This window comes from Actinomadura bangladeshensis, assembly GCF_004348335.1.
GTDB lineage: Bacteria > Actinomycetota > Actinomycetes > Streptosporangiales > Streptosporangiaceae > Spirillospora > Spirillospora bangladeshensis.
Window position 1 is genome coordinate 1 of the sequence record NZ_SMJW01000243.1, and the last position, 11,631, is coordinate 11,631.

The 11,631-nt window shown below is 66.7% G+C and carries 12 protein-coding genes; 9 read left to right on the plus strand and 3 right to left on the minus strand.

The window, feature by feature from the left end; genetic code table 11:
- Positions 1-235 precede the first annotated feature (235 nt).
- The 8 genes from E1284_RS32470 (at position 236) to E1284_RS32505 (ending at position 9,975) form a co-directional block, all read left to right on the plus strand.
- A complete protein-coding gene (locus E1284_RS32470; protein WP_131943982.1) occupies positions 236-502 on the plus strand; it encodes a hypothetical protein in 267 nt (88 codons plus the stop codon).
- Positions 453-1,025: a DUF6879 family protein gene (locus E1284_RS32475; protein WP_341770442.1), complete on the plus strand. Its 573-nt coding sequence runs from the start codon at positions 453-455 to the stop codon at positions 1,023-1,025. Before E1284_RS32470 ends, E1284_RS32475 begins: the two co-directional genes overlap by 50 nt.
- Positions 1,026-1,047: 22 nt before the next feature.
- Positions 1,048-1,905 carry a helix-turn-helix domain-containing protein gene (locus E1284_RS32480; protein ID WP_131943983.1) on the plus strand — a complete coding sequence of 286 codons (858 nt, stop codon included), beginning with the start codon at positions 1,048-1,050 and terminating at the stop codon, positions 1,903-1,905.
- A 158-nt stretch (positions 1,906-2,063) separates the two neighbouring features.
- The gene (locus E1284_RS32485) at positions 2,064-2,240 is read left to right on the plus strand and encodes an FxLD family lanthipeptide (protein ID WP_131943984.1); all 177 of its coding nucleotides are present in this window, start codon (positions 2,064-2,066) and stop codon (positions 2,238-2,240) included.
- Positions 2,241-2,322: 82 nt separating this feature from the next.
- Positions 2,323-5,406: a lantibiotic dehydratase gene (locus E1284_RS32490; protein ID WP_207924080.1), complete on the plus strand. Its 3,084-nt coding sequence runs from the start codon at positions 2,323-2,325 to the stop codon at positions 5,404-5,406.
- The gene (locus E1284_RS32495; protein WP_207924081.1) at positions 5,403-6,671 is read left to right on the plus strand and encodes a lanthionine synthetase C family protein; all 1,269 of its coding nucleotides are present in this window, start codon (positions 5,403-5,405) and stop codon (positions 6,669-6,671) included. Before E1284_RS32490 ends, E1284_RS32495 begins: the two co-directional genes overlap by 4 nt.
- Before the next feature lie 20 nt (positions 6,672-6,691).
- Positions 6,692-8,821, plus strand: coding sequence for a methyltransferase, FxLD system (gene fxlM, locus E1284_RS32500; protein ID WP_207924082.1), 2,130 nt, complete (start codon positions 6,692-6,694; stop codon positions 8,819-8,821).
- Between the two features lie 197 nt (positions 8,822-9,018).
- Positions 9,019-9,975 (plus strand): hypothetical protein, encoded by a 957-nt coding sequence (locus E1284_RS32505; RefSeq protein ID WP_131943986.1) that lies wholly within the window; start codon positions 9,019-9,021, stop codon positions 9,973-9,975.
- A gap of 16 nt (positions 9,976-9,991) precedes the next feature.
- On the opposite strand, the gene E1284_RS32510 is transcribed toward E1284_RS32505, so the two are convergent.
- Genes E1284_RS32510 through E1284_RS32520 form a run of 3 tightly spaced genes read right to left on the minus strand, consistent with a single transcriptional unit; the run spans position 9,992 to position 11,195 of the window.
- Entirely contained in the window at positions 9,992-10,180 is a 189-nt protein-coding gene (locus E1284_RS32510; RefSeq protein WP_131943987.1) for a DUF397 domain-containing protein, read from the minus strand.
- Positions 10,181-10,215: 35 nt separating this feature from the next.
- Positions 10,216-10,401, minus strand: coding sequence for a DUF397 domain-containing protein (locus tag E1284_RS32515; RefSeq protein ID WP_131943988.1), 186 nt, complete (start codon positions 10,399-10,401; stop codon positions 10,216-10,218).
- Positions 10,392-11,195, minus strand: coding sequence for a helix-turn-helix domain-containing protein (locus tag E1284_RS32520; RefSeq protein ID WP_131943989.1), 804 nt, complete (start codon positions 11,193-11,195; stop codon positions 10,392-10,394). The genes E1284_RS32515 and E1284_RS32520 overlap by 10 nt, the downstream gene beginning before the upstream one ends.
- A 6-nt stretch (positions 11,196-11,201) precedes the next feature.
- Here E1284_RS32520 and E1284_RS32525 point away from each other — a divergent pair, with 6 nt between their 5' ends.
- The gene (locus E1284_RS32525; protein ID WP_131943990.1) at positions 11,202-11,576 is read left to right on the plus strand and encodes a hypothetical protein; all 375 of its coding nucleotides are present in this window, start codon (positions 11,202-11,204) and stop codon (positions 11,574-11,576) included.
- Positions 11,577-11,631: the final 55 nt, after the last annotated feature.

Below are 11,631 nucleotides of genomic sequence, written 5' to 3' on the forward strand. Positions count from 1 at the left end.
CTACAAGCCCCACAAGCCCCCGCCCCCGCACCCAGCCAAGCTCTCACCCGCCTCGAAGCGCGCTCTCAAACGCTCCTGAGCACCTCAGCGAAGCGCCGCTACCCGATTGCCTTACGAGTGTTCCACGACGGTTGCAGGGTCCGTCCGTCTGGAGACTTGACGGTGTTCGGGGTGCGGGTGAAAGTCGAGCAGGCGGGCGTCACCCTTGGTCACACTCGCGACGCTGGAGGCTGTCGTGCGACTAAGTTTCGTTGGTATCACGCCGGACACCCCGACCAATGAGTGCCCGGCCGTCTACGTCGATGAGGACACCGGCGACGTCTGGTTCCAGGGCGAGCAGGTCACCGACCCGCGAGCGCTGGCCGAGGTCGCTGGGCACAGCCCGATCGGCGAGCACGAGGTGGTGGTGAAGCTGCCGCCGGTGATGAAGGACATCATCCTGGAGGCGATCAATGGCACGTACGAGCGAGGGAGGCGCGGGCCAGGCCGCCACGGCGAATGAGGAGACCGGAGCGCCGGTTCCCGAGTCGTTCACCTCTCTGCTGACCGGGTGCCGGTTCTCCGCCGTGCACTTGGAGCAGCGGGATGTCTACACCCCGGCCAATCCCGACTTCCTGAGGTGGCGGGACGGCGATCGCTTCGACCCGATCGAGTGGGGACGCGACTGGATCGACCTCGTGGCGCCGTTGGTCGCGCGTGGCGTGTCTGTTCGCCGGGCCCGGATCGTCTCCGAGCCGGTCACCGACTACATCTGGTTCGAGCACGGCGTCACGCCGATGAACGTGGCCGCCGGTGAGCAGGTGCGGTGGCTACCCCGCCGCCGGGCGCTCGATCTGGCCGTGCCGCTGAACGACTACTGGGTGTTCGACGACCGCGTGGTGCAGTTCAACCATTTCGCCGGGGACGGCTCGTCGCTCAAGCAGCCTGAGAATCGCGACGAGCCGGTCCTGGTGTCGCTGTGCCTGACGGCGTTCGAGGCCGTGTGGGAACGGGCGATCCCGCACGAGGACTACCGGCCGGCCTGACCGAGACCACTGGACCGCCATCGTGCCCAGCTCGCCCTCGTCGTCAGCACAGGCCGCCCGGCAGGCGCTCGCCGATCAGCTGAAGGAGATCCGCACTGATGCCGGGCTGACCGCCAAGGCGCTCGCCGCGGAAGCCGGATGGGATCGGACGAAGGTCTCCCAGATCGAGCATGCTCGCCGCCCGCCGTCCGCCGAGGACATCAGGACGTGGTGTCGCGTGTGCCGGGCCGACGACCAGGCCGGCGACCTGGTCGCGTCGTTGCGGACCGCCGAGGGCATGTGGGTCGAGTGGCGCCGTATGGAGCGCAGCGGGCTGAAGCGGGCGCAGGAGTCCGTCCTCCCGTTGTTCGAGCGGACCCGCGCCTTCCGGTCTTACTCGTCGTGGTTGCTCCCTGGCCTCCTCCAGACCGAGGACTACACCCGGGCCGTGTTGCGGGCGGTGCGGCGGCGCCGCGGGCTGATCGACGATGTCGAGGCCGCTGTCGCCGTCCGCATGGAACGCACGCAGCTCCTCCACCGGCCCGGACGAACGTTCGCGTTCCTGGTCGAGGAGTCGGTGCTGCGGACGGGGACCGGCGGCATGGACGTGATGCGGGAACAGCTTGCCTACCTCGCTGAAGCGGCCTCCCAGCCGGCGGTGTCGCTGGGGATCGTCCCGATGAGGCCGGACCGCGTGATCCGCCCGGTCGAGGACTTCTGGATCTACGACGGGGAGCAGGTCAGCGTCGAGCTCGTCTCCGGCTACCTGACCATCACCAACCCGCGCGAGATCGCCATGTACGGGCAGGTCTTCGGCTCGCTGGCGGACGAAGCGGTCTACGGGGCACACGCCCGGAGACTCCTCCAAGACGCCGTCGAATTCCTGGATGACCAGAAGTGACCTGTCACATCTGGTCACACTCATCGCCTCGCCGATTCCACTGCTCTTAACGTCGCACTACATCGCCCAGCGGCGACCGAACAGCGGCCATCACCGACCGTCAGCGGCACCGGGGGCGTGTACCTACCGAGAGCTCCAACGAACGGAAGGACCAGCAGATGAGCCACAGCACGATGGAGCCCCTCCCGTCCGCCGGGCAGACGGCGTACGAGGACCCGTTCGACCTGGACATCCGGATCCTTGAGTCCAGCGACGCCGCCGCCTCCCTGATCAACCTGACGGACGACAACTGCGGCAGCTCGTGCCCCAAGGCCTGCGCCACCAACGTCGGCTGACGCCGACGCACCGGCACCGGGGAGTTCAGGTCTCGGCAGTACCCGGGCGAAGGCATGGATGTTCGGACCGGGAAGGGGCACGGTGGACGGCCGGCTGTACCGATGCGACGACTCAGCGTTCCTGCGTGCCGCCGCGTTGACGGAACTACCGGTGCCAGCGTGCCCTGATCTCTCCGGGGATTCTCCGAAACACGTCGCCCAGTGGCTCACGTGGCTGCGGAACGTCTGGGCGATCGACGCGGTCACCGACGCGATCGGCCACGCCAGCCCTGTGCTCGCGCAGGAAGTGCGAACGATATTCGAGGCGGAGGCCGTTGATGCGCGACGAGTACGGCGAGCGGCGTCGTCTGTGGCTCGATACCTCCTGCGGATGACGGGCCGAGCCACCCCATTCGGCCTGTTCGCCGGGGTGGCCCCGGCGTCGTTCGGCAAGAGGCTGACCTGGCGCTGGGGCGATCATCACCGCGTTGTCGCGCGCCCCAGCGAGGCTTGGCTGGCGGACGTGATCATGCAGTTGGAATCGTGCCCGGAACTCTTCCTACGACTCCACTTGGTGACCAACGCCCTGTGCTTTCAGCGCGGCGATCGATTGATCGTGCCGTATCCGTCTCGGAACCATGACCGACACCGCCCTCCTGCAGCCGAGGTCTCAGTTCGACACACGACGGCAGTCCAGTTGGCCGTCGAAGCTGCCCGGTCGCCGATTCGGTGCGGCGCACTCGCCGCGAAAATCGCCGCGGAGTTTCCTTCGGTGTCGTTGCCATCGATCGCCGGGATGCTTGCTGACCTGGCGAAACAGCACGTCCTGATCAGCAGCCTCCGTCCGGCTTCCACGGTCGTCGACGTGCTCGGACATGTGATCGGGCAGCTCGACGCCGCCCCGGTGGACGACATTCCGCAGGCAAGGGACCAACTGGCTCGGCTACGCCAAACCCAGGGTGAACTCACGCGGCACAACGACACCGCCGACCTTGCGACCAGGCGACGCACGCGGGCCGACGTCACGTCCCGGATGAGGGAGCCCAGCGCCGAGCCCGCCCCGCCGATCGTTTTGGACCTGCATCTCGACAGCCGCCTTGTTCTGCCTCGTCACGTTGCACGCGAGGCCGAAGCCGCAGCTTCTGCGCTCGCCCGGTTGACTGCCCATCCGCACGGAACACGGGCATGGCAGACATACCACACCCGCTTCTTCGAGCGTTATGGCATCGGCACGCTCGTGCCCGTCTTGGAATTGGTGAATCCGGACGTCGGGCTCGGGCTCCCGGCCGGATATCTGGGCGCTGCGACCCAGCCTCGTCCGCGATTGTCCGAGCGTGATGAGCGAATGATGGCGCTGGCGCAGGCCGCCGTCCTCGACGGACATGACGAGGTCGTCCTAGACGAGCGGGCGCTCGAACAGCTTGCGTCGGACGAAACGCCTCGATGGCCGGCCCACCTGGAGATGTCCTTTCAGCTACGTGCGGCATCGGTGACGGCGGCTAACGACGGTGACTTCTCCCTCGCCGTCACCGGAATCTCCCGAGGCGCGGCCACCATGCTCGGCCGGTTCATCGGCACGCTCTGCCACCCCGACCAAGCACCTGTGAGGCGCGTGTTCGAGAAGCTTCCAACGCAAGAGGCCGATGCGCTGCCCGTCCAGCTCTCGTTTGCCCCGCTCAATGACAGCGGTGGAAACGTCAGCCGCGTCCCCGAGTTGCTGCCGTACGTCGTCAGCCTGGCCGAGCACCCGACGGGAGCCAGCACGCACGCTCCCTTGGACGACCTTGCGGTCGGCTGCGACGGTCAACGGCTCTACTTGACCTCCAGGAGTCTGGGGCGGCTTGTTGAACCGGTGGTGCCGCATGCTCTCGACCTACGGGCGCACACGCCACCGATCGCCCGTTTCCTCGCGGAGATCAGCAGAGCGCAGACCGCCGTGGTCACAGGGTTCGACTGGGGCTCGGCCGGTTGCCTGCCGTTCCTGCCACGGATTCGATACGGACGCACGATCCTCTCGCCGGCGCGCTGGACCCTCGATGCAGCGGATCTCCCTGCGGAAGACGTCCCGTGGCCACAATGGAGAGCCGCCTTCCAGCGGTGGAGCGCCCGTCGGCGGCTTCCTCATGCGGGTCTGCTGGTGCAAGGGGATCGCCGGCTGCCGCTGGATTTCGCTGACCGAGGCCAACTCGCGCTGCTCCGTGCCAGCCTGCGGACGGCGAGGAGGGTGGTCCTCGAAGAGGCCGCGGAATCTGATGCCCACGGATGGTGCGACGGACGCGCCCACGAAATCGTCGTCCAGCTGACAGCCACCCGCGCCGCGAAGGCGCGCCAGCCCATCGGCGTGCAGGTGGCCGGACGCGGCGATGGGCATGTGCCCGGAGCATCGGCCTGGCTGCTCGCCAAGCTGTACGGGTCTCCAGAGCACCAGTCGGAACTGATGGCCCGGCATGTTCCCGCCCTTCTTGCCGCTTGGGATGAGCAGCCCGGCTGGTGGTTCATCCGCTACCACGCCCCTGAGCCGCACGTACGCCTCCGGATCGCCTTGTCCGACGCGTCGGAGTTCGGGCCGGCTGCCGCCCGCGTAGGCACCTGGGCGCAGCAACTTCGACGCCTTGGCCTTCTGCGCGACGTCGAGTTCGCCACCTACTACCCCGAGACCGGACGTTGGGGAGTCGGGCCGCTGATGGCGGCGGCAGAGGCCGTGTTCTGCGCCGACTCGCACGCTGTCATAACCCAGTTCACCGAACGGTCCGGAGTCCACCCTCAAGCCCTCGCGGCTGCCCAGTTCCTGGCGATAGCCATCGCTTTCACGGGTAGTGCGGAACTCGGGGCGTCATGGGTGGTGCGGCACGCGACGGCCAAGGCACCCATGCCGACACCTCGCGACGTCCTGAACGAAGCCGTGCGCCTAGCCGACCCGACGGACGACTGGGCAAGGTTGCGTGCGCTTGCCGGCGGCCGAGCCATCGTCGACGCATGGAGATCTCGGGATCGGGCGTTGGCGGCGTACCGCGCTCTTCTTCACGAGACCGAAAGCGTCGATCCTGACACCGTCCTTGCTTCACTGCTGCACGCCCACCACATGCGAGCTGTTGGGCTTGATCCCGACGATGAACGCACTTCCCTTCGGCTTGCCCGCGCTGCCGCCCAAGCGTGGACGGCTCGCCGCGTGAGGCGACAAGCATGACGCCGCTGAATAGGGAGGCGGCCCAAGCCGCAGCCGACGACATCGCCGAGCGGCTCTCCTCACCTTCCGTCGTCCGCTCCATGGGACTGCGTGGCGGGTGGTGGCCCCAGTCCCTCGCGGTCGGCGCGGCCGGTGTCGCGCTGCTGCACATCGAACGTGCCTACGCTGGGTTGGGATCGTGGCAGCGGGCGCACGAGTGGCTCGACGCCGCGGCGGTCGAGGGTGTCGATGCGGGCAACGGCTCCCACCTCCACTACGGAGCACCGGCGGTCGCGTTCGCCCTACACGCGGCCAGCAGTGAACTCGGCAGGTATGCCCGCGCCCTGGAGACCCTCGACCGCCACATCGCCGCTGAAACACGTCGCCGCCTGGACGCCGCACACGCCCGCATGGACGCCGGCCAGCTTCCCGCCTTGGCCGAATTCGACGCCATCCGTGGTCTGACCGGTATCGGTGCGTACCTGCGGCAGCGCGATACGAACGGCCAGCTACTCGGCGAGATCTTGGCCTACCTCGTTCGGCTCACGGAACCCGTACAGGATCACGACGAGCCGCTTCCCGGCTGGTGGACCACCCTCGCGCCCTCGGGACGCCTCTCCGCCGAGTTCCCTGGCGGGCATGCGAACACCGGCATGGCGCACGGGATCGCTGGCCCACTCGCGTTACTCGCGCTGACGATGAGAGACGGCAAGGCCGTGGACGGTCAGGCCGAAGCCATCATCCGCATCTGCACCTGGCTCGACCGATGGCGACAGGACGACGCCTCCCGCCCCTGGTGGCCCTACTGGGTCACCCGTGCGCAGTTGAGCGGCGCTCAGCCGACTCCGTCGAGGCCGTCGCGTCCATCCTGGTGCTACGGAACCGCAGGCGTAGCGCGTGCACAGCAGTTGGCGGCCCTCGCCGTCGGTGACCATGCGCGCCGGGAGATGGCTGAACGCGCCATTGTCGGCGCCCTAACCGATCCACTACAGCTCGCCGCGATAACCGATGCGTCGCTGTGCCATGGCCGAGCGGGCCTGTCCCATATCGCGAGCCGTTGTGCAGCCGACGCGAGTATCCCCATGTCGAGATTCCAACCGTCGCCGCTGCAAGCGCTGATCGAGGACGACACCGATGCACAACAACTCGCCGCGGAACTCCTCCAGCCACCAGGTGGATGCTTCGGATTCCTCGAAGGGGCCGCAGGCGTTGCTCTCGCCCTCCACGCAGCATCGTCCGGCTTGCCGCCCGTCTCAGGCTGGGACTCATGCCCACTGATCGCCTGAACAGTGCCTTCGAGGGAGGAATGACCATGGACACCGGCGACTGGCCGCAGGTCGTCATCGACTTCCCCGACTGGCGCACGGCCGAGGACACCGCGGTGAACGTCCTGCTCCCTGCACTGACCGGTGCAGAAGAACACGGCCTGATCCGCCGCTGGTTCTTCATCCGCAAAGCACCGTCCTGGCGAGTTCGCTACCTCCCCGCCGACGATTCCGTCCGGACGTACTTCACGGACGTTCTGAATCGGGCGACGTCGGAGAACCGGCTCTCCGGCTGGAGGACGGGCATCTACGAGCCTGAATCAGTCGCGTTCGGCGGCGAGGTCGGCATGCGAGTCGCCCACGAACTGTTCCATCACGACAGCCGCCACCTCCTCACGCAACTGGCGCGACCGTCGGCCAGCCGGACCTTGGGGTGTCGGGAGTTGGGCGTCCTGCTGTGCAGCGTGCTGATGCGCGCCGCCGGACAAGACTGGTACGAGCAAGGAGACGTCTGGAGACGCGTCGCCCGGCAACGTCCCATCCGGCTCGACCGCTCCCCGTCCCCGCAGCTGAGGACGGCCGTGCGCAAGCTCATGACCGTCGACGTCGGGCCAGGTAGTGACCTCGTCAGCGGAGGTCCTCTCGCGGACATCGCTCCCTGGATCTCGGTCTTCGAGCAGGCAGGAGAACAGCTGGCCGAACTCGCCGGGCGCGGAGCACTCGAACGTGGGCTGCGGGCCGTCCTGACCCACCATGTGATCTTCCAGTGGAACCGCCTTGGCCTGCCCTACACCGATCAGCACACACTGGCCCTACTGACAAGCGAGGTAGTCATGGGAACCCTGCACGACGGCGCGTCCGCACCGGGCGCGGGTGGCGGCGACCCTAGTGTCCCCGAGGTGGACACCCAGACCCGCCGAACGCCCGACCTCAGCGAGGAAACCGCGACCCGTCTGCGGAACGCCCTCGTTGACAAGCTGCGCGACGAGGGGACGGTGCGCAGCGAGCGGGTCGAGGCCGCCCTCCGCGCCGTTCCCCGGCACGCGTTCGTTCCCGGCGTTCCGCTTGAGCAGGCTTACGCCGACGATGCCGTCTACACCAAGCAGGACGGCGCCGGCGTCTCGATCAGCGCCGCGTCCCAGCCAACGGTCGTCGCGATGATGCTCGAACAGCTCCAGCCGGCGCCCGGTCAGCGCGTCCTCGAACTCGGAGCCGGTACGGGATACAACGCGGCTCTCCTCGCGCACCTGGTAGGCGACGAAGGCCACGTCACCACGATCGATGTTGACGAGGACATCGTCACCGGCGCCCGGAACGGCCTCGCCGCCGCCGGAACCAAGAACGTCCAGGTCCTCCTCGCCGACGGCGCGCTCGGCAATCCCGAAGGGGCACCCTACGAGCGGATCATCGCCACAGTCGGAGCGGGTGACCTGCCCCTGCCGTGGCTGGACCAACTCGCCCCCGGCGGCCGGCTCGTCGTCCCACTGCGACTGCGCGGAGGCGTATCCCGTTCGATCGCCTTCGATCACGGCAGCGACGACGGGCGCTGGCTAAGCCGCAACAGCCTGTTGTGCACGTTCATGCCCCTGCGAGGCATCGCCGACGACGCGCGCCGCATCATTCGGCTGACCGCCGACGGAACAGTGTGCCTTCACGCCAACCGCGAGCAAGCCGTGGACGAGTCGTTGCTGAGCGGCGTCCTGGAGACCCCGCGCAGCGAGGCATGGACAGGAGTGCTGTTCAGGGCAGACGAATCATTCGAGTGGCTCGACCTTTGGCTCACGTGCGTCATGGACAACGCGTTGAGCCGGATGCCAGTCGAGCAGGCGGCGATCGACGAAGGCCTGGTTCGCCCCCAGTTCGGCTGGGGCGCTATGGCGGTGGCCGACAAGGGCGACCTCGCGTATCTCACCCTCCGTCCGCAGGATCCGGACGCGCCGAGCGGCAACCGCCGGATGTACGAGGTCGGGGTCATCGGTCACGGCCCGACCGGACGCGCCCTGACCAACCGTGTGGCGGACGCCATCGGTACCTGGGACCAGGACTACCGATCCCGGCCCGTCGAGTTCGAGATCGCGCCGGTCGAAGCGGCGGCGCAGGCGGTGGCGCCGGCACCCGGCCGGTTCGTCTTCGAGCGTCCGAACACACGCCTCACCATCACCTGGCAATGACACCCGTGCTGAATCGGGCCGCACGGGCATTCCCTCTCGTCGCTCGCCCCAGGCCAGCGTGCCGGCCGCTTGAGGAACGAATCCGTGAGGTCACGGGCTTCGCGCGAACCGCAACTGGAGCGGCTGACGCCGCTGATCGGCTCGCGGCGGCCGCGGCAGCACAGAACCGCGCGGCCTTGATCGCCAGCGACTGCGGCATGCCCGAACTCGCCGGCTCCCTGTGCCGACAGCAGTTCGAGCTGTTCATGTGCGCCCGGCCGTTGACCGCACGAACGGCGAGATACGCGCTGGAACCCCTCGTCAACCTCTCACGGCTCCGGATGCGGGGTGGAAATCCGGAGGCGGCCTGTAACCAGCTCGGAGAGTTGTATCGGGCCGTCCGGATGAGGGAACCTGCAAGGATCGACGGCAGGGAGCTCCCGCTCGGCGAGCTGACCGGTTCGGGGGGCGAGCACCGCGACCTGTGCCAATGGTTATGGGGCGTCGTGCTCGCCGACGGCATCCGCGCCCTGGCCACGGCGGGCAGGTGGGAGCAGGCGGCCGCATTCGCGCAGCAGCATCGGGGTGTCGGCCGCCGGCTCCTGGACGGACGGCAGGCCGCCATCGTCAGCCAGGCGCTCGGTGGAGACCCGGAGGCAGCGTTGGCGACCCTCGAGCAAAGCACTGCCCCCGAGGCGTGGGAACAGGCCGTGGCGGCGTGCCTGACCATGTTCTGCCTGCACGCTGCCGGACATCCGCCGTGGGCCGCAGACACGACTCCGGCCGAGGAATACCTGGCCCTGGAGCCGAATCCGGGACTTGCGACCTTCCGTGTCCGCATGGCCCTTACTGCGGTCTGCCTCCGTGGCGCTGAAGAGCCCGCTTACGGCGAACCAATAGTCAGCCGCATTGTGAGTGAGGTTCTGGACGTCGAGGACGGCTACGTTGCGCGAGACCTCCTACGAAACCATGATCTCAAGGGAAAGCTCACCGCAGCTCAAGAAGCACACCTTGCTTCAACTGTGAAGTCTGCCGGCCTTGGCCGAGGTGCCATACCGGAACCACTGAGTACCGAACTGTACGCAGCGGTCGAAGAGAGTAGGCGCTCTTCGACAGAAATTCTCTATACATCGAAGCCGCCCAGCTCCTTTGCAGAGACGCCCCTTCTTCGCTGAATCCCGCCCCACCGGCCTAACTAGAGTTTCTGATCTTTTCGGCAAATAGGCGGAAGTCGTTGCGCTTCATGGTGAGCATGGGACCATCGGGGTCTTTGCTGTCACGGATGACGGTAGAGCCTGGAATGTTAGCCACCTCTACGCACTCGCCACCGTTAGCGCCGCTGTAGGAGGACCTTCGCCAGACGGCCTTGCTCGACTTCAATCCCTGCCGCTCCTTCGGGTGGGCCCAGTCCGGGATTAGAGGTTTTTGAGGATTTCAGTGAAGCGTCGGAAGTCGTTGTGGCTCATGATGAGCTTGGGGCCGGAGGGGTCTTTACTGTCGCGGATGGCGGTGGTTCCCGGAACGCTTGCGACTTCTACACAGTTGCCACCGTTGGAGGTACTGCGGCTGGCCTTGCGCCAGACGGCCTTGCTCAGGTCCATCTCTCTTCCACCGTCCTACGGATCAGCTCAAGACTCGCAGCTATCGGTAGAGCCAGGCTGCGGAGTTCCCGGAGGGTTTTTGCGATCGTAGCCAGGGCCTCTGGTTCACTCAAGGTAAGTCCACGATACGCGCTCTCCACGTACGCTACCTCCGACCGGTCCTCCAGCGTTGCGATGACGAACGGACCTGAGTTGCCCGCGTGCTCGCCACGACTTGGCACGATCTGGATGGTGAGGTTGGGGCCAGCCATGCTGAGCAGGTATTCGAGCTGCTCACGCATGATCTCCTTGTTGCCGACCTCACGGTAGAGGACCGCTTCGTCCAGCAGCACGGTCAGTGCAGGCGGGTTGTCCTTCCGCAAGATTTCCTGGCGCTTGAGACGAGCGTCCACGGCCTCCTTGTCTCCATGCAGGATCGCGTTCGCGTAGGCGGGTGTCTGCAAGAGGCCGGGGACGACCGTCAGGCTGTACTCCGTGATCTCCACGGCGTCGGCCTCGATGGTCGGCCAGTCGAACCACGTCGGGTATGCCGCATCCATGACGAGGTCGTTCCAGAGTGCCTTCAGTTGGCCATCTGCACCAAGAGCCTCGTCTGCTGCCGCGGTGAACTCGTAGGTGCAGCGACTGCGCCCAAGTTCCACCATAGATACATATTGGGTTGTTACGCCCAATTTGACTGCCAAGCGTTCCTGGCTGAGTCCTGTGGCGGTGCGATAACGGCGGAACGCCTTGCCAAAGGCGATCAGCATGGGGGAGGCGCCGTTGCGTTTGCCTTGCTGTCGGGAGGGTGCCATACAGCAATGATGACTCAAGTGGCCTCAAGCTGTCATCAAGTAGAAGATGATCGACTTCTCTTTCCTTCGTGCTTGATGGTTTCGCTCGGGTTCTGGCTGCGTGAATTGGCGAGCAAGCAACCCGACATTGCGGAGGTCGTATCGATGCCACCTGCAGCTCTTGCGCCGGAGAGGCCGGCGCTGGTTCTGGAGCCGACGGATCGGGCGCCCGCCAAGGCGCGGCGCTATCTGACCGTGCGGTTCGCCGAACTCGGGCACGCCGACGATTTCTTCGGCCGGCTCGTGGTTACGGAACTGGTTACAAATTCGTGTGCGCCACGAGGCGCTCTGTCATATCCCCGGCTCAGTCGGGAGGAACTGAAGGGAGGTTTCTGGGTCTAATGGCTTACCTGGATCCGAAAGGTGAAGGGGACCGTAGCATGCCAGAAAACCAACG

What these genes read in the sequence shown, in the direction of transcription:
- E1284_RS32505 (WP_131943986.1), top strand. Translation starts at nt 9,019, where the DNA reads ATGCCCGAACTCGCCGGCTCCCTGTGCCGACAGCAGTTCGAGCTGTTC.
- E1284_RS32475 (WP_341770442.1), top strand. Translation starts at nt 453, where the DNA reads ATGGCACGTACGAGCGAGGGAGGCGCGGGCCAGGCCGCCACGGCGAAT.
- E1284_RS32520 (WP_131943989.1), bottom strand. Translation starts at nt 11,195, where the DNA reads ATGGCACCCTCCCGACAGCAAGGCAAACGCAACGGCGCCTCCCCCATG.
- E1284_RS32515 (WP_131943988.1), bottom strand. Translation starts at nt 10,401, where the DNA reads ATGGACCTGAGCAAGGCCGTCTGGCGCAAGGCCAGCCGCAGTACCTCC.
- fxlM (WP_207924082.1), top strand. Translation starts at nt 6,692, where the DNA reads ATGACCATGGACACCGGCGACTGGCCGCAGGTCGTCATCGACTTCCCC.
- E1284_RS32495 (WP_207924081.1), top strand. Translation starts at nt 5,403, where the DNA reads ATGACGCCGCTGAATAGGGAGGCGGCCCAAGCCGCAGCCGACGACATC.
- E1284_RS32485 (WP_131943984.1), top strand. Translation starts at nt 2,064, where the DNA reads ATGAGCCACAGCACGATGGAGCCCCTCCCGTCCGCCGGGCAGACGGCG.
- E1284_RS32525 (WP_131943990.1), top strand. Translation starts at nt 11,202, where the DNA reads ATGATGACTCAAGTGGCCTCAAGCTGTCATCAAGTAGAAGATGATCGA.